The following is a 23,595-nucleotide window of genomic DNA, read 5'->3' as shown; positions in this document are numbered from 1 at the left end:
TTGGGGAATGGTGAGCATCGATCCTAAACTCTTGACCTCGGTACAGTCGAGCGGACCAGGAGCGGATCATTCATGTATTGTCATTTGGCGCGACGGGCAAGCCATCGTACGGGGGAACGTTCGCACGACAAGAGATCGACTGGGTCTTACTCCATTACGATAAGAGCGACGCATGCATCGTATGCAATCTGTCGGTTCGTTGGAATTCCAGGTTCCGTGCGGATCAAATTCGCTGGTTCGTTGGGTCGTAGCAGGATGTCCGCGTCCTGCAAACCTTTGTCATAACGCGGTCAGACAGCCTTCGGCTACTACGCCACGCCAGATCTCCGTCGCGCTCAGGACCGGACGTTCACTTCGCGCCCAACTCTGCCATTTGAAGATTCTCGCCGACTTCTCCGAAGCGGACGTTGGCCAAGACCGGGTTGCAGGTCCGCGCAAGCCACTTCAGGCCCCCGGCTTCGATCAAACAATCGCCCCCGTCGAGGATCTTGCCTGCAGCGGCCGAGCCATTGATGCTGCGCCGCAGCGGATGGCCTGCGATGGGAGTGACCCTTGGAAACAATCGGCCGCGACCTGCTCGAGATGCAGCGCCTCCCCCTCGCTGCATCTCATGTTGCAGCCTTGCGGGCTTCACCCCGGTGGATGCCCAAAGGAGGCGTTGGGGCCGTGCTCTCCCCAGGGCGTGCCAGCGCGCGGAGGCGACGCTGTCCTCACACACCCCGTACGCGAGGCGGGCGTTGGCGATGGCCGCCTGGCCACGGACGCGGTCGCGTTCGTCTGCATTGCTGCCCCTTCGCCAGCCGGCGATCCACCTCGATGTCGACGCGGCTGAAGAAGAACGAGGCGACGCTCTCCACCCCGGCGAGGCTTTCGCCGGCGGCCCCCGCGGGTGACCGTCAGGTGCGGGTTCAGCCGCGAATGTCACCGTGAAAGGTCGCGAAGGAGGACAGCACCTTCTCGGCGATAGCGTCATCGACCGCGACGGAGACCCTGACCTTGCCGGCGAGGGCGGGTTCGCCCTCGGTCCCGGCCTTCAGGTGCCCGTTTTCGACATCCGCCCGCGCCGCCTCGGTCCCGGCCGTGTTCTCGTCCGAGGCAGGACCGACCTGCACCGCATTCCGATCAAGGCCGTGATCCTGCACGATGTGCTCGACGGCCATCTCCGCATCCCGGCGGGATTTGAAATCAGCTGAGATCGTCCTGGACATGTCGTCTCCGGTTTATTGCCGATGGGTCCGGAAGGATCGCGAAATATCATTCGGGATCGACTTCCATCGTCTTGGGCAAAGGGCCGGCGCGCGGGACCGTTCCGGTGGCGAACCGTGAATACGGACGCGACGGTGGAATTCCCGATGCCTTCAAAAGCTGCATCAACCACCGTGCTTCAGGTCGCAGCACGCTCCCACCCTGGGCGTCCGTTACGCCCCGTCTGAACACCTGCCGGTCAGAGCTCCTCCTCCTTGTCCCGCCGATCTGGAGCTCCCTGTCCGTCCCATGCACGGCGATTGGATGGGGTCAGCCTTCGACGAAGCTGGCCCTGCTCCGGTCCAGCGACCCTCCGGCCCAAGTCCCGAGGGATTATTCGGATCTGGGGGCGACGGCAGGAGATTGCGGCTGGGATGGCCCGGGATGCACCGTCATGGACGGAGGCTGGTCCGAGAGCTGCTGACGCACCTCGGCGAGCTTGGCCTGGGCCACGGCAAGCTCCTGCCGGGTCGTCCCGATCCGGTCCTCAAGGGCGGCCATCTCCTTGTTCCGGGTGGCCAGCGTCTCGGTCAGGGTCGCCAACTGCGCCTGGGCGTCGGCCTGCCTCTTCTGCAGCGCTTCCACCGCCGAGGTCGCGCCGTCGCGGTCGGAAGCCAGCTTCTGGACGGCCTGCTCAGCCTGGCTCCGTTCGGAGATCACACGGTCCCGCTCGGACTGCGCCGTGGCCAGTTCCTTCTGCGTCGCAGCCAACCCATCCTTGGCTTGCTGCACCTGCTGGCCAGCCTGCGAGACGTCGCTCGCCAGCTTCTCACGATTGGCGGTCAGACCGTCGACGGCCCGCTCCAGTTCGGCCTTCTGCCTCGTCGCCTGCTCGGTCGCGGCGCGGGCATCGGCGAGATCTTTCTGAGCGCCGGCCGAGCCATCGCGCGCCTTCTGCTGGCTCTCCTCGGCCTTCGCGAGGTCGGCGGTCTTGGCGGTCGCCTCCTGGGACATGGCGGCGATGTCGGACCGCAGCTTCGCCTCTTGCTGGCGCGTCTCCTCCAGCCGGCGCCCGACGTCGGCCAGTTCCTTGGTCCTTGCAGTCGCCGCGTGCTCGGCGGCCGTGGTGGCCTCCTTCATCGGCGCGAGCTTCTGCTCCGCCAGGGTAACCTGGGCCTGCAGCCCGGTGAGCTTGGTCGTCTCGGCCTCCGCGGTGGCCTTCGCCTCGCCGGCCTTGCGCTCGGCCGCCTGCTGTTCCGTCGCCAGGCTCTCGGCTCTCGCCTTGGCCTGTTCCCCGGCCTGTGTGATGTCCCGCTCCTGCTGCTGGGCCGATGCGATCCTCTCCTTGAGCCCGTCGAGGGTTCCCGCAGCCGCCCGCTGCTGATCGAGGTCCGATTGCAGAGCGACCTGCCGTGTCTCCAGGTCCTGGATGTGGTGATCCCGCGCCGTCCTCTGCCTCGCACCGGCGATGGAGGCGACGACGAGCCAGACCAGGAGGACCGCCGCCACGACGGCGAGGCTGAACGGCAGGGGCCTGCGGAGTTCGGAACGGTAGTCGATGGCCATGGCGGTCTCGCGGGCGTTGGAGGAACGGATCAGAACGACGTGTTAGCCTCGCCAGGGGTAGGTTCGGCACCGGCGGCCCCCGGCTCGGGGGTGGGACTGCTCGATGCGAGTTCGGCACGATCAGTCCTGACGAGGGAACCGATCATACCGAGGAGGGCGCGGTGCTCGGGGGAGCCGTCCGCCGCAGCAAGGAAAGCTGCGAGCTCGATGCGGGACGGCCTCCCGCCGGATGGCCCGTTCGGTTCATGCAAGACGTACACGTCGGCAGGGTCACCGCCGCGGCATAGGTACCAGCGGTCGTCGTTGGACCCGTCGTGGATCAGCGTGCGAATGGGTGGCATCGAGGGTCCCCATCGTCTCGTCCCCGGTCGGGGACCACGCCTATCGTAAGCCTAACCCCGGACGGCAACAGTTCAGCGACGGCCGTGGATCACCATCGCAAGCAGGTATCCAATGGCTCCGGCCATGGCCGCCAGCATCAGCGGGGACTCCTTCGCATACTGTGCGACAGCATCTCCACCCTGGCGGTAGGCACGCTCGGCCTCGGGAAGGGCGTCCCGGCCCCTGTTGATCGCCTTGTCGGCGAGGTCGCTTGCCTGTCCAGCAACGTCGCGCACGGCGTCCTTGGCCTGTCCGTACAAGTTCTCGACGGTCCCCTTCGCCTCGTTGGCCGTGCCCTTGGCCTGGGTCTCGCGGTCGCCCGTGACGTCACCGACGGCGCCCTGGACCTTGCCGCCGAGTTCCTTGGCGGCGCCGGTGATGCGGTTCTCGTCCATTGGTCAATTTCCATTCGGTTCAAGGTTGAGCTGGCCCGCTGCGAAACGCGTTTCGAGCCGATGCGAGGCACTGACTAATCCTTCGACGCAGCCTTCCCGGGTCGCGCCTTCATCGAGCTTTGGTTGGCTTTCTCCGCCCGGTCGTCGGCCTTCGAGGCGTGCTCGGCGGCCTTCTCCTCGTTGCCGGCGTCGATGTGTCGAGCGGCCTTCCGGTGTGACTTCGCCGCAGCCTCATGGTGTTCGGCGGCCTTGGCGTGCGCGTTTCCGGACATCTGTCCCTCCCGTGACGGGGATTTACGTGCCCCGGTGCGAACGTGGTGGCCGGTCGGTTCCGATCCTCGACACTGGTGGGATCGACCGGGGGTTCATCACGCCGGCATGCCGGCGACCGTAGACGGTAGCCTGCCGTCGGGGGTGTAGCGGTCCACCGCGGACGGCAGCTCGCGCGAGAGCCTGGACAGAAGGTCGTCGTGCGAAAGGCCGGTCTGCCGCGACAGCGTATCGAGGACGTCGGAACCGATGGCCGACCTCAGGTGGTCGGGCTTCATCTCGGCGTTCGGACCATGGTTCACCCAAGAATCGGCGGCCTCGCCGTGGCCGTTCTCGCGAAAGCGCTCGACGAGCTGGCCGAGGCCGCCACTGAGCAGGCCATCGGCACCAGCACCCCCGAGTGCGCCTCCGAGATTACCCAGCAGGCCGCCGAGACCACCCTGTCCCGCGATCCCGCCCTGTCCGGCGGGCGCACCTGGGGTTGTGGGACCACCGTGGCCGGCTCCGCCGAGCATCTCCTGGATATTATCCCGGTTCTGGAAGCCCGTCACGGCCAACAGGCCGAGCAGCGCCGTCATAGAGGGGAAGCCGTCACTCATTGGGTGTCTCCGTTCCGGTGAGAGGGGTCGTCGTACCGATCAGCAATCGTCGTCGCCGGGCTTCACCACCTTGCCCTCGGGCGGCTTCGCCTCGTTGGCGGAGGGCGTCGCATTCGAGCCGACGTTGTTCATCGCCCCGACCGTCCCGGGGGACTCTGCCTTGGCACCGGGCGAGACCTTCCCGGTCGCGTTCCCATCGATCTTCGAGGAAGCGTCCGCCGAGCCCTTCTGGCCAGTGCTGTTCGTGGTCGTTCCGACCGCACATGGCTTCGCCGAGGCGAGGCCAACGCCAAGAAGCGTCATCGTCGTCGCGACGGTCAGGTTGGTGAGGATCTTCATGGTGTTTCCTTCGGGATGGGGGGTGGACCGGGCAGGCGAGCGACCACTACCGCGAGGGAACGGACTGTTCGGAAGCCGTCTCGACGTAGTCGGCGATGGCCGCGCGGCAGCCTGGCGAGACCTCCCGGGCGTTCCTGCGGAAGCAGGCGACGACCTCGGGTCCGTTCAGGTCGAGGCCGTTGCAGAGACGGGCATAGTCGGCCGAGCAGAAGGGTTTCAGCGACGCCCTGGAACCGGTCTTCTCAAGAGCCTGCGCGCCGAGCGGGAGGCATGACGATGCGACGGCCGCGAACACGACGAGGTGGCGGAGCTTGGTCACGGCAACGGGGCTTTCGCGAAAGGTGGACGTGGGATCGTACGGAACCGGGACCGGCTCGAACCGGTCCCGGACTTCAGCGTTTCAGAGCGGCTTGCGCGGGGTGGTTTCCGTCGTGGTCCCGGTGGTGCCGGTACGGCTTACCGTTCCGCGACCGTCCTCGACCTCGACCTCGGTGTGACGGACCTTGTCGGTCACGGTCTCCACCCGCTGGGCCGCATCCTTGCGGATGCCGACCTCACCGACGACGCGGGCGTCCTTCGACACCACCGCCTGCTCGCGCATCTCCGTCGCCTCGATGACCTTTTCCTCGAACAGCGCCATGTCGCCCGGGGTGACGGCGCGGTCGACGACGCGACGGTCGACGTTCACCGTCTCGTCGTGGAGGGTGACGTTCTCGCTGACATCCTTCTCGACGGCGTAGGACCGAACCCGGACCCGGCCGGCATCGACCATGCGCTTGCCGACGTTGAGGCGCTCCTCGACCACGGGGATGTAATCGGTGCCTGTGACGGTACCGTGGGCGGCGACGGCCTCGGACGGTGCAGCGGCGTGAAGGCCGGTGTCGCGGGTCGTGGCGGCGTGGTCGGACGACATCGCACCCTGACCGAGCGCTCCGGCGGCAACCGGCGCGGTCCCGGTGGTGGAACCGGTCGCACGACCGTCCCAGCCTTCCTTGCGCCAGGCGGCCTCGCGCTCGTCGAGATCGACCGAACCGTGCTCCTCCAGGATATCGGAGGCGGCGTGGACGTGCGCGTCGTCGACCTCTGCGCTCAGCATCGTGCCGCCGCGGTGCAGGCCCTCGCCGTAGGCGTGCCGGTCCTCCTCCGGCATGAAGAAGTCCTTGATCGAGCCCCACATGCCTTCGTCGGCCTTGGTCGCGGTTCCGGCCGAGCCGGCCTGGGTGCCGGAAATCAGTTTGATCGCGCCGGCGGGAATGCCGAGGCCGACGAGCTTGCCCTGGGCGGCGACCGCCTCGGGATGGGTGTCGTACATGGCGGTGATGGTCTGGGTCATGATGTCGGCTCCTGTGACGGGTGCGTGGCGGCCTGTTCCGTGACGTGCCCCTCTGGGGACACGCGTTCGATCACGGCGCGCTGCCTGCGCAGCGTCACCGGCATCTCGACGTCCTCGCCCGCCGTGGTCCGGCGGATGTGCACCTCCTCCTTCAGGACGAGGCGTTTCTCGACGACGAGGATCTCTTCCAGCACCGGGATGATGGTCACCTCGGCCTCCGTCCTGACCACCGGGGGTGCCTCGCCCTCGGCGAGGGTCCGGTTGACTGGCACCCGGGTCACCCCGACCATGTCGCTGCGCAGGGTCTCGCGCAGGACCTGGTCGAGGGTGTCGGTTCGCGTGCTGACACGGACCCGTCCGGTTTCGACCGCACGCTTCTCGATGCGCGCGGTCTCCTCGATCAGCGGGAGGACCGCCTCCTCACCGATGGCGACCTCCGCCGCGGTGCCGAAGCGCGTCCCGAGCCCGTGGGGCTCGGTCGCGGCGGGATCGCCGACGCTCATGCCCGGCGCGGGGTCAGGGTATTCGGGGCGGTGCGGGTGACGGTCGGATCGACGGCCGAACCTCGACCGGCGAAGAAGGAGGCGAGCGCCCCGAAGATCAGCGCGAGAGCCCCGAACAACGCACCCTGGGATACGCGGCGCGCCGTGGCGTCGGCGATCTGCTTGGACTGCTCCTTGGCCGAGGTGACGGTCTCCCTGAACTGCTGGGTGTACTGCGCGACCTGGGTCCGGGCCTGCTCGACCGGGATGTTCTGCGCCTTGGAAAGGGCCACGGCGGCCTTCTCCTGGGCGGCGGCCTGTTGTGCACCGTCACCCGAGACGGCGGCGCGCATCGCGGTCACAGCGGCGTCCTTCAGCGCGGCCGGATCGGATCCGGTGCCGTTGCGGACATTGGATTCGATGTTCGAGAAGGGGTCGGTGACCTTGGTCAGCGACGGGGCGGCGGCCTGCGCCAAGGTCGAGACGGAGCCGCCCATCGCGTTGCCGACCCCGCCGATGGCCGAGGAGGCCGTGCCGAGGGCGCCGCTGACGATGCCGCTGGCGGCCGACGACAGCATGTACAGCACCACGAGGGTCGAGACCGCCCAGGCGAGGAGGCCATGATAGCCCGCCGTCGAGGTCGAGGGCTTACCGGACAGGCGTCCGGCGAAGTAGCCGCCGGCGACGGCCGCCAGCACGCCGGAGACGACGAACCACAGGCCGGCACCGATGCCGAGCGAACTCGCCGCCGGGGTGCCATCACCCATCGGATCGACCGTCGAGAGGCCGATGCCGAGCCCCAGCATGTTCAGGATGACCTGCGAGATCAGGGCCACCGTGGCACCGGCAAGCACGGCACCCCAGGAGACGGAATGCAGCATCATCGTGCGCATGTCCTCAGCGGGGGTGACCATGGTGGTCTGCGGCAGCTCGCGGTCGACGACGGCGCGGTCGGGTATCGGGCGTCCGGGGGATACGGGCGTGGGCTCGGTAACGGTGGCCATGGTGGATCTCCTGGGTTGTGAGTTTGCGAAGCTGGAAGAGCGCGGTGGGTCAGACGACCCGGCGGCGGCCCATGACGATGTGGTAGAGCCACAGCACGATCACGGCGCCGACGATGGCGACGAGCAGGCTGTAGAGGTTGACCCCCGACACGCCGGGCTCGCCGAACTGGTTGAACAGGAACCCGCCGACGACCGCGCCGACGACGCCGAGTAGGATGTCGACGAGCAGGCCCTGTCCGGTGTTGTTGACGATCTTACTGCCGATGAAGCCGGCGATCAGGCCGAGGACGATCCAGGCGAGGAGAGACATGACGGGCTCCGGTTTTAGGCGTGATGACAGGTCCCGACGCAGGGCCTGCGCGGGCTGGGGATTGGTCTCGAAGGCGTATGGGCTTGACCGCTACGACCTCGATGGCCTGCGGGGTTGGTCGGGCTTGGTTTTCGTCGTGGTATGACGCGCCTTGATCGCGACGATCTCGGTCGTGGCCTCCGCCTCGACCTCGGTGTCCCCGAAGAGCATGCCGATGGCCTGCTTGATCAGGGCACGGGCATGATCGCTCGATAGAACCTTCCGGTCCTTGCCCATCCGCTACACCTCTCTGTCCGGCCTAGCCGTCTTCGAGATGCCCGGATCGAGCAGAGCTACACCCACCGAATACTTCAATGGGAATGATGTTCCGAAGATTTACATAAAAGTATTTTAGCTTAATCCGCTTAGTGTTTTCGACCTGGTTTTCGCGTTGTATTCCTGCCGTAATGCTCAATCGACGTCTTCTCGCCGATTCCACGCTCCCTGGCCCAGACCACCACGGCGCTGCGGCGGTTGACACCGATCTTGCGGTACAGGCTCGCGACGTGGTTGCGCACCGTGCTCAGCGAGACCCCGAGCGCCTTGGAGATCTCCTCGTCCGTGTCGCCGCGGCAGATGCCCTCCAGCATATCGCCCTCGCGGGTCGTGAGCCTCTCGACCATCGCCTGCGGCTTGCCCGGCTTGGGAGGATTGCGCAGCTGGGCGAGTTTCTCGATCACGCCGTGGCTGAACCACGACGCGTCCGCCATGACGGATTCGATGGCCGAGATGAGTTCGACCTCCGTCCGTTTTCTCGACGAGATATCCTGGACGGCGCAAAGAAGCCCGTCACCTCCGTTGACGCTGACCCTCTCGGCGGAGACGAGGCAGTCGAGCACGTCGCCGTCTTGGGTTCGCAGCCGTCCCTCGAATGCCCGGACCCTTCCGTAGCGCTGGAGCTCACGCTTGAATCGGGTCCGTTCCGCTTCCTCGGCCCAGGGCACGGACGTGGCGTGCGCGGCGTTCCCGAAGGCTGCGGCGTAGGCCTCGTTGACGCTAGTCGGGACCTTCGCGTCCGAACTCAGGAGAGCCGTTGGGATCGGGCTGAGCTCGAACGCCTTGGCGAAGCGCTCCTCGCTGAGACGGAGCTCCGCCTCGGCCTTCCGTCGGTCCTCCAGGTCGGCGAAGGTGAACAGCATGCAGCGCTCGCCGCCGGGCATCTCGATGGGATGGCCGGCGACGATGACGTACTTCTCGGCGTCGGACGGCACCGAGAGGCACGCCTCCCGCTGGCGGATGGTGGTGCCGGCATGGAGGTGCTCGACCGCGGAGGCGCGGCGCTCGCCTTGGCCAATGAGGTCGACCTCGGTGAAGGTCCGGCCAAGAACTTGGTCGCGGGCGTAACCGGTCAGCTCGATGAAGCCCTGGTTGACCTTGACGTAACGCAGATCGGAGAGCCGGCACACCACGGCCGGGGCGGGATTCGCCCGGAACATGCACTCGAACCGCTCCTCGGCTTCGTAGCGGTCGCTGGCGTCCTGCATCAGCAGGGCGAGTCCGTTTGGCGTGCCAGCATCGTCCGTCGTCACGAGTCCCCGCATCCGGTGCGTCCACGTCCTCGCGGGATCCCGGAAATGGTGGACCTCGACCACCGCATCGCGAAACGCCTCGCCGGCCAGGATGCGCTCGACCGGATGCTGCAGCGGCCCTACCTCGCGATGGTTGCGGTAGTGCAGGATGAAGTTGCCACGGTACTCGGCGACGGTGGCTCCGAGGTCACCGAGTTCGGTGACCCCATGCATCGCTAGGGCGGCGTCGTTGGCGTAGGCGATGGTGTGGTCCGGCTCGATCAGGATCACGCCCTCCGCGAGACCGTTGACGACCTGCGCCAGTTGCCGCTGCTCGAACTGGGTCATGATAGCTCGCCTCGTTCGAAGGGCATCAGTGGCCGCCTCGCATCCACGCATGGGTGCCAACGTCCCAAACGATGCGTCGGGCAATACCCCTGATATCGCCGACCGGCATCCTTGCCTTCGTCGGGAATGTCGTCCCTGGGACCAGCTCGCTTTTCCGAACTGGGAAACCCCTGCAATCCGATCCTCGGCCCTCGACCGCTTCGGACTGGGGCATGACGAACGGCCCAACCGCATCCGCCAGGTTTTAGAAGAAGGGTTGGCCCTTCCGAATGACCCGGTCGGCCTACCTGGCCAGGCATCGGCGGTCGTCGGCAGTGGTGTCCGAGAGAGTCGGAAGTCCGCCCCGTATGTTCCGGCATCTGCGGCCATACGGATGCTGTCGGGCTTCCGTCAGGCCGCTTTCTCCTGTCTGTACCGAAGCGCTGCCATGGCCTCGTCCGCAACCCTTTGCCCGCTGTCGTAAGCTCCGTGGGCGGTGGTAAAATCGAAGGGGTGGGTCGCCTTGCCCGCGAATAACAGCCTGTCCTCGAAAGGCCGGGCCAACCGCGCCCGCGTGTCAATAGGCGTCGAAGCATGCCATCGGAGTAAATGTATCTATCTCTGTTCAAACTGTAAACAATGAGATTGAGGTGTGGTCACGATCAGCGTCGATCGCGATCCCACTTCGCCGTCCAATTCAGGCTTCATCTCAATGAGTTGAGCCTGTTTACGGAATGGGTTACGCTTCGAAGCCGATCCACAGGTGATGCAGATATCGCAGGATCGCTTTTGATTTAATCGTCGAGTGTAAAATATTTTGCCGCCAGCTAGATCCCATTCTACCCTAATTATTTAGCTTCAAGCCAATATATTTTGCTCGTGGTCTAATAATCATTTGTGATGCGACTTGCTCGATGCTATGCGCGAGCCAGCCCACGCTTCGTCCGATAGCGAATAACGCGAACGGCGCGTCTTCTGGCTGTGAATCGGTTTCGAAGCATGACCCCGGCAAAAACTTAGCTAACTCTCTCTTCAAAATGCAAAAATCGAGATAGAGGCGGGGTCACGATCGGCGCCGACCGTGACCCCGCCTCGAATTAAAATTCAGCACATATCTCAACGCATTGAACCCAATTCCGGGTGGGGTGAAGCTTCGACGCCTATTCACACGGAAACGAACGGCCGCAGCAGGGCCGCCAGTTCGTCGAGCCCGACCTGCCCCTTCCGTAGGACGCGGTCGGCCTGGCCGGCCAATTTCCGTCGGTCCTCGCCGTCGACGTCCTTGGCGGTCAGGACGACGACCGGGATGGCGCCCCAGTCCGGCTTGGCCCTCAGCAGGCGCAGGAAGGTGAAGCCGTCCATCTCGGGCATCATCAGGTCTAGCAGGATCAGGCACGGACGCTCGGCCGTCACCGCCACGAGGCCGGCCCTGCCGTCCTCCGCCGTCGTGACCCGCCATCCCTCGCGCGACAGACGCGTCGTCATGCGGTCGCGGGTGTCGGCGTCGTCGTCGATGACGAGGAGCGGTCCCTCGTGGGCCTGCGGACGGAAGCGGTCCATCGCCGCATGGAGTTCGTCCCAGTCGACGGGCTTCTGCAGGTAGTCGGTGGCGCCGAGCGAGAAGGCCAGGTTCTGTTCGTCGAGCACCGTCACCATGATGACGGGGGTGTCTCCGAGCACGGGGTCGGTCCGGAGCGCCCGCAGCACTGACCAGCCGTCCATGCGTGGCATGGTCACGTCGAGCAGGATCGCGCTGGGCCTGATGGCTAAGGCCATCTCCAGGCCGGCCTTGCCGTCGATTGCGGTCGCGACCTCGAATCCGTCGCGCGCCAGGTAGCGGGCCAGGAGTTCCCGCGTCGCTGGATCGTCGTCCACGACGAGGATCGAGCCCGACCCCGCCTCCGCCGTTTCCATGTCCCCGGCGTCAGACGGCGATTGTTCCTCGACGACGGGGTTTACGAGGCACGCCGGGATGGACACCGTGAACGTTGTGCCGCGGCCCTCCTCGCTCGACACGGTGATCGCGCCTCCGAGCATGCCAGCGAAGGCTCGGGTGATGGACAGGCCAAGCCCGGTGCCGCCGAACTTTCGTGTGGTCGAGGCATCGGCCTGGGTGAAGCGTTCGAACAGTCGCGCCTGCTGTTCCGGGCTCATGCCGATGCCGGTGTCGCTCACCCGGAACGTCAGATGGTCGATGCCGTCGCTCTGGTCCCGGATGACGGACAGGGTGATGTCCCCGGCCTCGGTGAACTTCGCTGCGTTGCCGAGCAGGTTGATCAGGCACTGGCGCAGCTTGGTCACGTCGGTGCGCGCCTCGCCCAGACCCTCCGCAAGGTCGAGGGTCAGGACGTTGCCCTTCTTCGCGACCAGGGCGGAGACGGTTGAGGCGACGTCCCGAACGACGGCGTCCACGGAATAGTCCTCGACGTAGACCTCCATGCGGTCCGCCTCGATCTTCGAGAGGTCGAGGACGTCGTTGATCAACCCGAGCAGGTGGCGGGCGTTCGTCTCGATCTTGCGCATGTCGGGAAGCAGGTCCTGGTGACCCAAGTCCTCCATCTCCTCCTGCAGCATCTCGGAATACCCGATGACCGCCGAGAGCGGGGTGCGGAGCTCGTGGCTCATGTTGGCGAGGAACTCGCTCTTCGCCCTGTTGGCTTCCTCCGCCGCTTCCTTGGCCGCTTCCAGCAGGTGCTCCGCACGCTTGCGCGCGTCGATGTCGGTGACCACGACGACGCCGCCGACGAGGCGTCCCTCGGGATCGTGCATCGGGGCTCCGGAAAAGCCGATCCAAGCTCGGGTGCCGTCGCCGCGCTGGTAGTCGACCTCCAGTTCGGCCTGGTGCTCGCCGTCGCGGGCGACCTTCAGGAGCGGCCACTCGCACGCCTCGATCTGGCGCCCGTCGGCGTGGAACCCGACCCAGCGCGTCGGACCCTCGCCGGGTGTCGCCGGAAGCACCCCATGGCCGAGGATGTCCGTGACTCGGGCGTTGTGCCCGACGATGCGACCGGACGGCGCCTCGGCGATCAGGACGCCGACAGGGAGCGTTTCCATCACGGTTCGCAGGGTGGCCTCGCCCGTCCGCACGCCGTGGCGGGCCTCGGCCTCGCCGGCCTCGGCTAGCCCGGCGGGGATGGTACCGGCGAACAGGGTGGCGATGCGGAGGTCGCGGCCGGAGAAGGCGTCGGGCCGACCAGATTGCAGCTTCAGCACGCCGACACCCGAACCTCCGCGTGAGATCGGCACGTAGATGGCCGAGCGCATGCCGAGTGGGGCGATCACGTCGCGTCTGACCCGAGGGTCCAGGAGCACGTCCGGACACAGCACCGGCTTGCCGCTGGTGAGGCTGTGGCCGGACAGGCTGCCATCGATAAGAAGGCGCAGGCCTACGTGGTCGGCGAGCACGCCCCGACCGGAGCGGTAGACGAGCTCGTCGCCCTCGCGCAGTTCGATCACGCCGCCCTCGGCTTGGGGGACCGCTCCCATGACGCCGGCGACGAGGGCGTCGAGGATGGCGTCACGGTTGCCGGCTGCGCCGGTGATGGCGGCTTGAGTGGCGATAAGGGCGTCCTGCTGGGCGATCAGCGCGGCCTGGCCCGACAGGATGCGCTCCCGCTCGGTCGCCGCCCGGCGGAGGTCCATCTGCGACATCACCTGCCCGGCGAGGGCACGCAGGGCCTCCGCCTGCGGATCGGTGAGCCCGTCGGGACGTGGAGCGAGGTCGATCACGCAGAGGCTGCCGAGGCGCTTTCCGTCGTTCGCTTCCAGCGGCGCTCCGGCGTAGAAACGAAGGTACGGCTCGCCCGTGACGAGGGGATTGCCGCTGGTGCGCGGATCCAGGGTGAGGTCCGGGATGACCAGCAGGTCGGGGGCGCCGAGGACGTGCGCGCAGACCGACTTGTCGAGGGATGTCTCGCAGGGGGCGAAGCCCGAACGGGCCTTGAACCACTGCCGGTCGCCCGCGACGAGGCTCACCAACGCGACAGGTGCGGCGCAGGTCATCCGCGCCAGCTGCACGATGTCGTCGAATCCCTTTTCGGGCGGGGTATCGAGGATGTCGTAGTCCGCCAGCGCGTCCAGGCGGCGGGCATCGCGGACTTCGGGGGGGACGGGTGCAGGGTTCGACATGGGCGGCTCGCTCACGGAGGTGGTGCGCTTGCCGACGCGAGGCCGATGACGGACGCATGGACGGGGTTGCGCTGGACAACCCCGCGCGGTCGCCGTGGTTGCCCGTCCGACCTCAAGGGGGCACCGCGCTTGATCGGTGGAACCCGGGAGTCAACGAGATGTACCCCGACGACGGGTCCGGATATCGACTTCCGCCGCCAGCGAACGCCTATCCTCAACCGGCGCGCGACGACTTGTGATCTCCGGCTCAACGACCAGGCCTGGGACCGAAGTACGTCTCGATTAACCCGAAATAGTCAGGCTACCTTTCGGATACGGGGTGCCTCGTCCACGTTGAGGCGATCTTGGGTACGCAAGGTAGGATCATAGCGAGGCGATCAGGTCGGAAAGGCCGATAGGTCGTCGATTACGGCAATCGGCTCCAGTCCCTCCTGAAGCGCCGCACCCTTACGGTTGACCCAGACGACCCTCAGGCCCAGCGTGGAGCAGCCGGCAAGGTCGCTGAAAGTACCTTGGGCCACGTGGAGGACATCAGCCGGATCGACGCCGAGCTTGCGCAACGCGAACTGGAACAGTCCGGGGTTCGACTTGTAGGCGCGGGCCTGCTCGGCGGTGACGGTGGTCGCGAAGACCGGCCCAAGCCCCTCCAGCGTGCCGGCTAGGAAATCGTCGTCTGTGTTCGAGATCGGCGACAGCCGATGGTTCCGGGCAAGCGCCTCGATGACGGATGGTACCTCGGCGAAGGGGGGCACCCGGGACAATCGTCCAAGGACGGCGGCCACGTCCCGGTCGGTCGGCATCAGGCCAGCGGTGGCAAGTGCCGGTCGGAGGCTGTCCCGCAGGATGCCCTGATAGGACCGGAAGGCCCCCCCTCTGTCTGCAGGCGGCGGCTCTTGGCCTCGAAGGCCTCGCAGACCAGTCCGATATGGGCATCGGCCCGCCCATGGTCCGCCAGCACCTCGGTGAAGGCGTCGGCGACCTTCTCATCCCAGCGTGTGAGCGTGCCGTAGACGTCGAAGGTGATGAAGGAGGGGCGTGTCATGTTGAATCAACGTTCACCCGTCAAAATCGGCCAACGGCGACATGCTTAACGATATGTTGACTCAGGCAGCGGGACGCGCTTCCTGTTGCTGATAGCGGAACCAATAATTCGATTTCGGGCACCAAAGTTCCGCACTTAAACAACCTAAAGTAATGAAAAAGCCGCCCACTTTCGAAGGGCGGCTTTTTTATTAAGGAAGGTCCGAGGCTACGGAACGGCTTCACAATTCCTGTCGGGGCAGTTCCGTGAAGCTTAAGTTGAGGGGCCTTATCGCGCTTCGAGCGTCTCTTCGAGTAAGTGCAATGCCCTATCGCAGGGTGGAAGACTCGCCATCCTTGAGGGGGCGATCCTCGCCGTCGCGTCCGCCGGCTGAGACATGGGAGTTCAGGCGGTCCAGGTGCTCGAAGACGTGCTCGACGGCGCTGGTGACGGCCTGCTCGAAGGAGCCGTCGCCCTTGCCCATGGCCGACTTGAGCCCATTCAGGAGCGCGTGGTGCTTTTCGGTATCGCTCGACATGGCGTTCCTCGTCGCCGGTCGGACGCCGGCGCCGATAGGCAAGCCCCGCTCCCGCCGAGGGTTCCGATTTGCGTGCCCGCCGCCGCCGTCGTCCGCGGAGGGGACGTTTCCCTACATCCTGACGTGATCGTGTCGCAAACTGCGGATTGTAGAATTGTGGGCGGAGGAAACCCATGGCAGGGATAGTCCCGTCGACGATCCGCCGTCGGCCGGATTTCCCCTCCCATGTCCAGCGACCCCGGTCACCCGTTCGCGGGCAACCTGCTTCTCGCCGCGCTCGCGGCACCCGACGTGGCCCTGCTCGCGCCGCATCTCGCCCGACGGGAGCATGCCCGGGGTGACGTGCTGTTCCGCGTCGGCGAGGACGTCTCGCACGTCACCTTCCCCCTCGACCGTACCGTCGCCACCCTGCTGGTGCCGATGGGTGGCGACCGAACCGTCGAGACCGCCACGGTCGGGCACGAGGGCGCGATGGGCGGCGTCGTCAGCCACGGGTACCTGCCCGCCTTCACCCAGTGCGTGATCCAGGTCGAGGGCGCGGTCCTGCGCATGGATGCGGAAAGGCTGCGCGAGGCCAAGCGTGCCTCCCCGACGCTGAACGACCTGTTCGTGCGCTACGCCGACTGCCTGCTCGCCCAGGTGCTGCAGTCGGTCGCCTGCAACGCCGCCCACCCCATCGAGCAGCGGGTGCTGCGCTGGCTGCTCGGCCTCCAGGACCGGGTCGGCACCGACGCCCTGCCGATCACGCAGGTCGTGCTCGCCGGGATGCTCGGCATCGGTCGGACCTACGTCACCACCGTGCTGACCAAGCTGCAGGACCAGGGCCTAATCCATATCGGGCGCGGCCGCATCCACATGCTCGACCGGGCCCGGACCGAGGCCGCCTGCTGCGACTGCCACGCCCGGGTGCGCGGGCATTTCCGCACCGTGCTCGGGGCGATCTACGCGCCGGGGGGCGAGATCGTCGCCGTCGAGGCGACGGAGCCCGGAACGCCCCCGCCGCCCCGGCCCGACGCGATCCTTGCCGAGCTTCGGGAGGCAGGCCTATGACGGCCCTGACGGTCATCCCGTTCGAGGTCTCGGTCCCGTCTAGGCTGGCGGCGCTCGACGCCTACGCCATCCTCGACACCCCGCCCGAGAAGGGTTTCGACGACATCGTCGCCCTGGCCCGGAACGCCTGTGGCACGCCCGTGGCGCTGGTGAGCCTCGTCGCCGGCGACCGGCAATGGTTCAAGGCCCGCGTCGGCTTCGAACCGTGCGAGACCACGCTCGACAAATCGGTCTGTGCGCACGTCCTCGGGCAATCCGACCTCCTCGTCGTCCCCGACCTGAGGGAGGACCCCCGCACCCGGGACAATCCGCTGGTCACCGGCGACCCGTTCATCCGGTTCTACGCCGGCGCCCCGTTGCAGGCCGCCGACGGCGCGTGCATCGGCTCCCTGTGCGTGATCGACGTCGAGCCGCGCCCGGACGGCCTGACCCCGGACCAGGCCGAGTCCCTCAGGGCGCTCGCCCGCCAGGTCATGGCGCAACTGGAACTGCGGCGGTCGCTCGTCGAGCGCGACGGCCTGCTCACCGCCCAACGCGCGGCGATGACCCAGCACGAAGCCCTGCTCGCCGCCCAGGCCGCCGTCATGGGATCGGGCAGGCGGTTCGACGACGTGCTCGACGCGGTCGTGACTGGGGCGATGCGGGCGCTGCCCCAGGCCGAGGGCGGCGTCGTCGAGATGCGGGAGGGTGACGAGCTCGTCTACCGGTGCGGAGCGGGGAACCTCGCCCGCCATGCCGGCCTGCGCCTTCCGCTCCACGGCAGCCTGGCGGGGGCGTGCCTGCTGTCCCTGCAGGCGCGGGCGGTGGCGGACGTGCTCGACGACCCCGACGTGAAGCGCGACCTGATCGAGGATCTCGGACTGCGCTCGTGCGTCGTGGTCCCGATCACCCGCGACGGCGAGGGCATCGGCGTCCTCAAGCTTCAGTCCAGCATGACCGGCGCCTTCTCGCAGCGGGACGTGGAGGTCGCGGGCCTGTTTGCCGGCACCGTCGCCGCCGGCCTCTACCGGGTCGGCGAGGCCGAGGCCCGGCGCAGGGCCAAGGCCACCGAGGACCGCTACGAGGCGGTGTTCAACAGCGCCATCGACTACGCGATCATCGTGATGGGCCTCGACGGCCGCGTCGACGACTGGAACGAGGGCGCCACCCGCATCCTCGGGTGGTCGCCGGCGGAGATGGTCCAGCGCCCGGCCGACGTGTTCTTCACCCCCGAGGACCGGGCGAACGGCATCGCCGAAAAGGAGATGCAGGCCGCGCTGGACCACGGCCGCGGCGTCGACGAGCGCTGGCACATCCGCAAGGATGGCACGCGGTTCTGGGCCAACGGCGAGATGATGGCGCTGCGCGACGAGGCGGGCACGGCCATCGGCTTCCTGAAGATCCTGCGCGACCGCACCGAGCAGCGCGACGCCGCCGCCCGGCTGCAGGAGAGCGAGGGCTTCCTGCGCAGCGTGCTCGATGCCTCCGCCGATTGCATCAAGGTGCTCGACCTCGACGCCCGCCTCGAATTCATGAGCGAGGGCGGCCGGACGGTCATGGAGGTCGACGACTTCGACGGCATCGCCGGGGCGGACTGGACCGGGTTCTGGGACGAGGCCGGCAAGGCCGAAGCCCGGTCGGCCGTCGATGCAGCCTCGGCGGGCGGCGTCGGGCGCTTCACCGGACCGGCCTGTACGATGAAGGGCACCCCGAGGTGGTGGGACGTCCAGGTCACGCCGATCCGCGACGGCGGCGGGGCGGTCACCAAGCTGCTGGCGGTCTCTCGCGACGTCAGCGCGAACCGGAAGGCCGAGGAAGCGCTGCTCGCCAGCGAGATGCGCTACCGCGACCTGTACGAGAGCATCGACGCGGGCTTCTGCGTGATCGAGGTCAAGCTCGACGCGACCGAGCGTCCGCTCGACTACCGCTTCCTGGAGGTGAATCCGGCGTTCGAGCGGCAATCGGGGCTCCGCGGCGTCTTGGGCCAATGGATGCGGGGTCTCGCCGACGGCCACGAGGAGCATTGGTTCGAGATCTACGACCGCATCGCCCGCGGCGGCGCGCCGGAGCGGTTTGAGCACGTCGCGAACGCGCTCGGGGACCGGTGGTTCGAGGTCTACGCCTATCCCTTCGGCGAGCCGGGATCGCGCCAGGTCGCGGTGCTGTTCAACGACATCACCGCGCGCAAGCGCACCGAGGACGCGCTCCGGGCGAGCGAGGCGAGCCAGCGCTCGATCCTGGCGACGGTACCCGTGGGCATCGTGTTCGCCGAGGCGCCCTCGGGCCGCGTGGTCGGCGGCAACGCCTTCATGGAGACGGTGATCGGCCAGCCGACCATCGAATCGAAGGACGTCGAGAGTTATGGCGAGTGGGTCGCCTACCATGCCGACGGGCGCCGGGTCGCCCCGACCGAGTTCCCGGTGGCCCGGGTCATCCGCGAGGGGCTGGAACGCTCCGAGCTAGAGGTCGAGTTCGAGCGTCCGGACGGCAGCCGCGTGTGGTCGCAGATCGTCGCCACGCCGGTCCGGGACGCGGCCGGAACCGTCAACGGGGTGGTCGCGGCCATCTCCGACATCGACGCGCGGCGGCGGGTCGAGGAGCAGCGCGACCTGCTGAGCGCCGAACTCAGCCATCGGATGAAGAACCTCCTGGCGATGGTGCAGGCCATCGCCTCGAACACCCTGCGCGGCGCCACCGACGTCGAGGTCGCCAAGGAGGTGCTCGCCGACCGCCTGATCACCCTGGGCAAGGCGCACGACCTGCTGCTCGGCGGCGCCGCCGAACACGCTCCCATCGAGCCCGTCATCCGCGGCGGCGTCGGCCTCCAGGACGACGGCTCGGATCGCGTCCGCTACCGCGGCCCCCCGGTCGAGATCGGCGGCAAGGCGGCGCTCGCCCTCGCGCTGATGACGCACGAGCTCGCGACCAACGCCGCAAAGTACGGTGCCCTCTCGACCCCGGAGGGTAGCGTCGAGATCGATTGGACGTTGCGCGAGGAAGCCCAGGGCCCGGTCCTGACGATATCCTGGCGCGAGCGCGGCGGGCCGCCTGTGGCGACACCATCGCGAAAAGGGTTCGGGTCCCGCCTGATCGAGCGCGGCCTCGTCGGCGCGGTCGACGGCAGGATCGCGCTGACGTACCCGTCCGAGGGGGTGTGCTGTGTCGTCGAGGCACCACTTCGTAACTTCCAGGATGTCCTGTGAGGTCGCGCCGCAACACGGGACGCGTCCCGCGGTTGTCGCTCCGGCCCCATTTTCCAGGACGGCCAAGAACCCTTCCGCATGCTCGCTGAACCGACGTCACGGACCTATGCCTTCCCGCGCAACGGCGGCGAGACCGGCGCCCTCATGAGGGCCCACGATTGGGAGCGCACCGCCCTGGGGCCGCCGTCGGGATGGCCTGCCGCGCTGAAGGTGGCGGTCAACCTGATCCTGGGATCGCCCGAGTGTTTGGTCCCGGCATGTGGTGTGACGGATCGAGCCTGAAGCGTTCGGGCTGTTTCGTCCAGGCCTGGCAGATAAATTCGTAGGGGGTGAGGCCTCGCAGGGTCTTCAGCCGGCGACCGTAGTTGTAGGCCTCCACGAACAGTTGCAGGTGGCGGCGCAGCTCGTCGTTGTCGGTGTAATGGTAGCGCTTGACCGTGGCGTCCGTGATGGTGCGGTTCATCCGCTCGACCTGGCCGTTCGTCCACGGGCAGCGTGGCTTGGTCAGGCGATGCTCGATCTTGGTCTGCTCGCAGGCCCATTCGAACGAATGCCAGCGGTACAGGCGCGGCCCGTCCTGGGTCGCCCAGTAGGCGGCCGCCTTCGCTTCGGCCTCCGCGTTCACCGGCTTGTTGTCGGTGAACTGAATGCCGTTGTCGGTCAGGACCGTGTGGATCGTGTAGGGCACGGCCGCGACCAGATCGCGTAGAAAGGCCGCTGCGATCCGCTGAGTTGCCTTCTCGTGAAGTTGAACGAAGGCAAATTTGCTCGTGCGGTCGATGGCAACGAACAGGTGGAGCTTGCCTTGTTCGGTGCTGACCTGTGCGATGTCGATGTGGAAGTAGCCGATCGGGTAGGCTTTGAAGCGCGAACGCTTGGGCTTGTCGCCGTCGACCTCCGGCAGTCGACTGATGCCGTGACGCTGGAGATAGCGATGCAGACTTGAGCGGGTCAGGTGCGGAATGCTGGCCTGAAGCGCGTAGAGGCAGTCATCCAGTGGCAGCAGGGTATGCCGGCGAAAGGCGACGATGACCGCTTCGTGCTCCAGGCTCAGAACGGTGGAATGGAGCTCTTTCGGTCCCATCCGCGCATCGGTGCTGGTCGGACGCGACCGCCACTTCTGCACGGTGGTCGGGCTGATCCCATAGTGCTTCGCCGCGGCTCTCACGCTCTCTTTACGAGCTTGGATTGCCCGACGGACCGTCTCTGTCGTTGTGGCGCTGCCGTGAAGAATCTGTCCCATAGCGCGTCCCTCCATATGGCACCAGATGTATCACCACACGGCGGGACCAAACATCAGCCGCGCCCGCGTCGCCTCCGGGATACCGTCGAGGAGATCGAGCAGTGTCTCGGGGTCAGCCCGCATCAGGCGCGTCGCGAGCCCCAGCGGCATCGGGCAGTCGTCCGCGAAATCCTCCGCGGCTATCAAACCGACCTGGTTCACGCATGATACCTGCAAGCTGTCGCCCGCAAGTTGAGAGTCTATGGTTAACGAGGGCTATCTATAGCAGCGTCGCCGCGCAGATCGATGATCAGCGGCACCATGAGGCGGCCCCGCACCAACGCATACGCACCACCGAGCCGGTCACGGCGGGGTCGCCGACGACCCGATGCTCAACTCCGTCCAGCTTCGGCTTGTTCGCCTCTACCAGCATGGCCGCAGAGAAACAGCACAGCGCCAGGGCGCTGATCCATAAGAGTGTTCGGAGGCTGCGAGTGGTACGCCTAGACATACGTGCCAGCGTGGCCCCTCAGCGTTAGCGAACCCTTGCACGCGATATCAGGATAATGCACCGTCCATCACGGCTTCTTGCTGGGAGCTACGAACGGATTGGTCTCGGCGGGAGCCAGGTTCTTCGTGTAGCAGCTCTCCAGTCGCTCGAGGCCAGCAGCGCTCTTGTCCAGAGCGACTTGGATGGTCGAGCCCTCGCCCTTCACGTCCAAGCTGTCGGCCAGCTTCAGCGATTTGAGGAACCGGTCGTCCTTGATCGGTACCGACACCCCGTTGCCCGAGGCGGCGACGTCAGCCTTGAGAACCGAGGTCCCAGCCGCCAGCTCGACCGGATAGCTTTTATTGCGCCCGAGCTTCCACTTGGGCGAGCTCATGCTCAGGTCGAGGCCATCGGTATCGCGCTTGAAGCGCACGTCCACGCCATCCGTGGTCTCGCGGCTCATCACGCATCGCTCGAACTTCTGGCCTTTGTAGGCAGCCGCGACCTGCCAGGGGCCGATGGTGACGGCAGCGTCCATCGGCTGCTCAGCTGCGTAGGCAGAAGGCGCTAGAAATACGACGAGGAGCGAAGTGGTGAGAAGGGCCGGGCCCATCAGGTTTCCTCGACTTTGATTGGCAATGACGGTTCGAACGAGTGCGCGGGCAGGCCCATGATTCCCGCCAAGCTAAATCGTGCGGTATCGGTGGATCGCGTGGATTGCAGCGGCGCCATGAACCGCTCGGCAACCATTCCGGCACACACCGACCGCTCGTTGTGTACGAAGGGTTGCGTTCATGCGTGCGCGGGTCTGGCTCGCCCTGACGCTGCTGGTGTGCCTCGTCGATGGTCACGCCCCCCGCGGACGCGAACCGCGCAACCCCGATGCGGAAGCTGGCTGGAGGCGAGGAGTCGAGGCGTTGAAGCGCCCAACCATCAGAGGGGCGGTGTGAGACGGTTCAGCTGATCGTTGTTGTTGCTCGGCCGCATCGATATCCAGGTTCCAGCTGTGGACAACCGGCGACGCCCTATGTTGGTCAAGCTTTCGACGCGAGCCTGACCGGATCGCATCTGACCCAGTCGCTACCATGCTTGCAGCCTCTCGCACCGTCATCCTCAACCACCGCGAGGGCACCGCCGTGCTCATCTCGTTGGTTCTGTTCATGACCGCCGCGCTGACGTTGATATGGCTCGTCGGCTGAGCCGACGTCACTTCGGGTCGACACTTACGTTGCGAGCCATGACCCAGCCATGCTCGCACGGACCAGTGTAGTTCTGCTCGACAGGTACGAGGATCGTTGTCCGGCAGCCCAGTAGCGCCGAGCCATAGACGACGCCCAGCCACAGCCCGAGCTTTTCGCAGACCTTGACCGTGTCACTATCGTGCAGGGGCCCGATCTCACGGAACGGAGCCTCGCCCGGGCCGCTCTGAACCGGCAGGAAGCTCTCGGAGCTCTATCCGATCTCGATTACCTTGCCCGTCTCGGGACAGGCGTCCTCACCGATCGCCCCGCGCATCAGGATCGGTGCGTTCAAAGGTGCGGTTTCGGCCTCGGCCACGCAGAGCAGCCCGAGCAGGAGGGGTAGCCCGAGCCGCGACGTGATCGAAGGCATGAGGGTGCCAAGCTTTGTGATGTTCACGAACGGCGGCGACTCGATCACCTCGTTGGTGAGAGACCAAACAACGCGCTCGTTCGTGAGATGATCCGGGCTATGGGCAGGCGCTTACGGTGTCCAGTTGCCCCACCGCACCGACTCTCACGCGACGGCCCGGCCAAGGCTTCACGGCCGAGCTCCGGGAAACTGGCCCGAAGAGCGCCTGTCGTCGCGAGCTTGCCCGCCGCACGCCTTGCGGTGTGGCGAACGCCCTGGGGCGCACTGACGGGAAGAGGTTGCACTGTATCAAGCTTGAGGGAGGCTGTCGCCGCGTCGGCATGACTATCAGCCTGGGCTTTAGCGCGACTGCGCCAGCGAGGCCGCACCGAATATCGAGGGGTGAAGACCTCGGTGCTGCTCTGCCGGCGCTCGGCTCATGGCCGGTCGCTGCGGGTATGGTGGGACGGGGTGGTTAACAGCCCCCGCACATCGCCCCACTACTGCTACTGCCTTAAGTGTGCTGCATATCAGAGGGGACTTTGCCGCCGTTCTCGGCGAGCTTCTGAACCACCTGCTTGTGCAGCCAGACGTTCATCGTAGCCGAGTCGTCCTTGTCGCCGGTGTAGTGCAGTT

At 66.7% G+C, this 23,595-nt stretch carries 25 protein-coding genes and 1 pseudogene; 2 read left to right on the top strand and 24 right to left on the bottom strand.

What is annotated here, in order from left to right; all coding sequences use genetic code 11:
• Nucleotides 1-908 precede the first annotated feature (908 nt).
• From MKL09_RS16655 to MKL09_RS16565, 19 genes and pseudogenes are all read right to left on the bottom strand, one after another.
• The gene (locus MKL09_RS16655; protein ID WP_244021914.1) at nucleotides 909-1,160 is read right to left on the bottom strand and encodes a hypothetical protein; all 252 of its coding nucleotides are present in this window, start codon (nucleotides 1,158-1,160) and stop codon (nucleotides 909-911) included.
• Nucleotides 1,161-1,578: 418 nt separating this feature from the next.
• Nucleotides 1,579-2,751, bottom strand: coding sequence for a chromosome partitioning protein ParA (locus tag MKL09_RS16650; RefSeq protein WP_244021911.1), 1,173 nt, complete (start codon nucleotides 2,749-2,751; stop codon nucleotides 1,579-1,581).
• A gap of 413 nt (nucleotides 2,752-3,164) precedes the next feature.
• Entirely contained in the window at nucleotides 3,165-3,527 is a 363-nt protein-coding gene (locus MKL09_RS16645; RefSeq protein ID WP_244021910.1) for a CsbD family protein, read from the bottom strand.
• A 74-nt stretch (nucleotides 3,528-3,601) separates the two neighbouring features.
• The gene (locus MKL09_RS16640) at nucleotides 3,602-3,799 is read right to left on the bottom strand and encodes a hypothetical protein (RefSeq protein ID WP_244021909.1); all 198 of its coding nucleotides are present in this window, start codon (nucleotides 3,797-3,799) and stop codon (nucleotides 3,602-3,604) included.
• 96 nt (nucleotides 3,800-3,895) lie between these two features.
• Nucleotides 3,896-4,396 carry a YidB family protein gene (locus tag MKL09_RS16635; RefSeq protein ID WP_244021905.1) on the bottom strand — a complete coding sequence of 167 codons (501 nt, stop codon included), beginning with the start codon at nucleotides 4,394-4,396 and terminating at the stop codon, nucleotides 3,896-3,898.
• A gap of 39 nt (nucleotides 4,397-4,435) precedes the next feature.
• The gene (locus tag MKL09_RS16630; RefSeq protein ID WP_244021898.1) at nucleotides 4,436-4,735 is read right to left on the bottom strand and encodes a hypothetical protein; all 300 of its coding nucleotides are present in this window, start codon (nucleotides 4,733-4,735) and stop codon (nucleotides 4,436-4,438) included.
• A 46-nt stretch (nucleotides 4,736-4,781) separates the two neighbouring features.
• Nucleotides 4,782-5,054, bottom strand: coding sequence for a hypothetical protein (locus tag MKL09_RS16625; protein WP_243967520.1), 273 nt, complete (start codon nucleotides 5,052-5,054; stop codon nucleotides 4,782-4,784).
• An 81-nt stretch (nucleotides 5,055-5,135) separates the two neighbouring features.
• Nucleotides 5,136-6,068, bottom strand: a complete 933-nt coding sequence (locus tag MKL09_RS16620; RefSeq protein WP_244021896.1) for a YsnF/AvaK domain-containing protein — start codon at nucleotides 6,066-6,068, stop codon at nucleotides 5,136-5,138.
• Nucleotides 6,065-6,571 carry a YsnF/AvaK domain-containing protein gene (locus tag MKL09_RS16615; RefSeq protein WP_244021894.1) on the bottom strand — a complete coding sequence of 169 codons (507 nt, stop codon included), beginning with the start codon at nucleotides 6,569-6,571 and terminating at the stop codon, nucleotides 6,065-6,067. Before MKL09_RS16615 ends, MKL09_RS16620 begins: the two co-directional genes overlap by 4 nt.
• Nucleotides 6,568-7,554 carry a PhnA-like protein gene (locus tag MKL09_RS16610; RefSeq protein ID WP_244021892.1) on the bottom strand — a complete coding sequence of 329 codons (987 nt, stop codon included), beginning with the start codon at nucleotides 7,552-7,554 and terminating at the stop codon, nucleotides 6,568-6,570. Before MKL09_RS16610 ends, MKL09_RS16615 begins: the two co-directional genes overlap by 4 nt.
• Nucleotides 7,555-7,603: 49 nt before the next feature.
• Nucleotides 7,604-7,864 (bottom strand): GlsB/YeaQ/YmgE family stress response membrane protein, encoded by a 261-nt coding sequence (locus MKL09_RS16605; protein ID WP_192710943.1) that lies wholly within the window; start codon nucleotides 7,862-7,864, stop codon nucleotides 7,604-7,606.
• Between the two features lie 90 nt (nucleotides 7,865-7,954).
• Nucleotides 7,955-8,140 (bottom strand): hypothetical protein, encoded by a 186-nt coding sequence (locus MKL09_RS16600; protein WP_244021890.1) that lies wholly within the window; start codon nucleotides 8,138-8,140, stop codon nucleotides 7,955-7,957.
• 128 nt (nucleotides 8,141-8,268) lie between these two features.
• The gene (locus tag MKL09_RS16595; RefSeq protein WP_244021888.1) at nucleotides 8,269-9,759 is read right to left on the bottom strand and encodes a PAS domain S-box protein; all 1,491 of its coding nucleotides are present in this window, start codon (nucleotides 9,757-9,759) and stop codon (nucleotides 8,269-8,271) included.
• A 390-nt stretch (nucleotides 9,760-10,149) separates the two neighbouring features.
• Nucleotides 10,150-10,311, bottom strand: a pseudogene (locus tag MKL09_RS16590) (FAD-dependent oxidoreductase); the annotation flags it as partial.
• Nucleotides 10,312-10,582: 271 nt separating this feature from the next.
• Nucleotides 10,583-10,750: a citrate/2-methylcitrate synthase gene (locus tag MKL09_RS16585; RefSeq protein WP_409566940.1), complete on the bottom strand. Its 168-nt coding sequence runs from the start codon at nucleotides 10,748-10,750 to the stop codon at nucleotides 10,583-10,585.
• Between the two features lie 152 nt (nucleotides 10,751-10,902).
• Nucleotides 10,903-13,866 carry a response regulator gene (locus MKL09_RS16580; protein ID WP_244021886.1) on the bottom strand — a complete coding sequence of 988 codons (2,964 nt, stop codon included), beginning with the start codon at nucleotides 13,864-13,866 and terminating at the stop codon, nucleotides 10,903-10,905.
• Nucleotides 13,867-14,243: 377 nt separating this feature from the next.
• Nucleotides 14,244-14,648 carry an HAD family hydrolase gene (locus tag MKL09_RS16575; protein ID WP_244021884.1) on the bottom strand — a complete coding sequence of 135 codons (405 nt, stop codon included), beginning with the start codon at nucleotides 14,646-14,648 and terminating at the stop codon, nucleotides 14,244-14,246.
• Nucleotides 14,649-14,665: 17 nt separating this feature from the next.
• Complete coding sequence (locus MKL09_RS16570; RefSeq protein ID WP_244021883.1) at nucleotides 14,666-14,908, bottom strand: hypothetical protein; 243 nt, start codon at nucleotides 14,906-14,908, stop codon at nucleotides 14,666-14,668.
• A gap of 307 nt (nucleotides 14,909-15,215) precedes the next feature.
• The gene (locus MKL09_RS16565; protein WP_244021882.1) at nucleotides 15,216-15,425 is read right to left on the bottom strand and encodes a hypothetical protein; all 210 of its coding nucleotides are present in this window, start codon (nucleotides 15,423-15,425) and stop codon (nucleotides 15,216-15,218) included.
• A 225-nt stretch (nucleotides 15,426-15,650) separates the two neighbouring features.
• On the opposite strand from MKL09_RS16565, the gene MKL09_RS16560 reads away from it, so the two are divergent.
• Nucleotides 15,651-16,475: a Crp/Fnr family transcriptional regulator gene (locus MKL09_RS16560; protein ID WP_244021881.1), complete on the top strand. Its 825-nt coding sequence runs from the start codon at nucleotides 15,651-15,653 to the stop codon at nucleotides 16,473-16,475.
• A complete protein-coding gene (locus tag MKL09_RS16555; RefSeq protein ID WP_244021879.1) occupies nucleotides 16,472-19,657 on the top strand; it encodes a PAS domain S-box protein in 3,186 nt (1,061 codons plus the stop codon). Before MKL09_RS16560 ends, MKL09_RS16555 begins: the two co-directional genes overlap by 4 nt.
• Nucleotides 19,658-19,874: 217 nt before the next feature.
• Here MKL09_RS16555 and MKL09_RS16550 read toward each other — a convergent pair whose 3' ends face one another.
• The 5 genes from MKL09_RS16550 to MKL09_RS16530 all read right to left on the bottom strand — a co-directional run.
• A complete protein-coding gene (locus MKL09_RS16550; RefSeq protein ID WP_244021877.1) occupies nucleotides 19,875-20,900 on the bottom strand; it encodes an IS481 family transposase in 1,026 nt (341 codons plus the stop codon).
• A 30-nt stretch (nucleotides 20,901-20,930) separates the two neighbouring features.
• Complete coding sequence (locus MKL09_RS16545; RefSeq protein ID WP_244021875.1) at nucleotides 20,931-21,101, bottom strand: hypothetical protein; 171 nt, start codon at nucleotides 21,099-21,101, stop codon at nucleotides 20,931-20,933.
• Nucleotides 21,102-21,457: 356 nt separating this feature from the next.
• Nucleotides 21,458-21,907: an HtaA domain-containing protein gene (locus MKL09_RS16540; protein ID WP_244021873.1), complete on the bottom strand. Its 450-nt coding sequence runs from the start codon at nucleotides 21,905-21,907 to the stop codon at nucleotides 21,458-21,460.
• A 914-nt stretch (nucleotides 21,908-22,821) separates the two neighbouring features.
• Nucleotides 22,822-23,028, bottom strand: coding sequence for a hypothetical protein (locus tag MKL09_RS16535; protein ID WP_244021871.1), 207 nt, complete (start codon nucleotides 23,026-23,028; stop codon nucleotides 22,822-22,824).
• A gap of 445 nt (nucleotides 23,029-23,473) precedes the next feature.
• Nucleotides 23,474-23,595, bottom strand: a 122-nt coding sequence (locus tag MKL09_RS16530; protein ID WP_244018044.1) for a DUF3597 family protein, incomplete at its 5' end; no start/stop codon positions are given.

This window comes from Methylobacterium sp. J-048, assembly GCF_022829515.1.
GTDB lineage: Bacteria > Pseudomonadota > Alphaproteobacteria > Rhizobiales > Beijerinckiaceae > Methylobacterium.
Note: the sequence above shows the minus strand (reverse complement) of the source record. Positions and strands in the feature narration are given on the sequence as shown.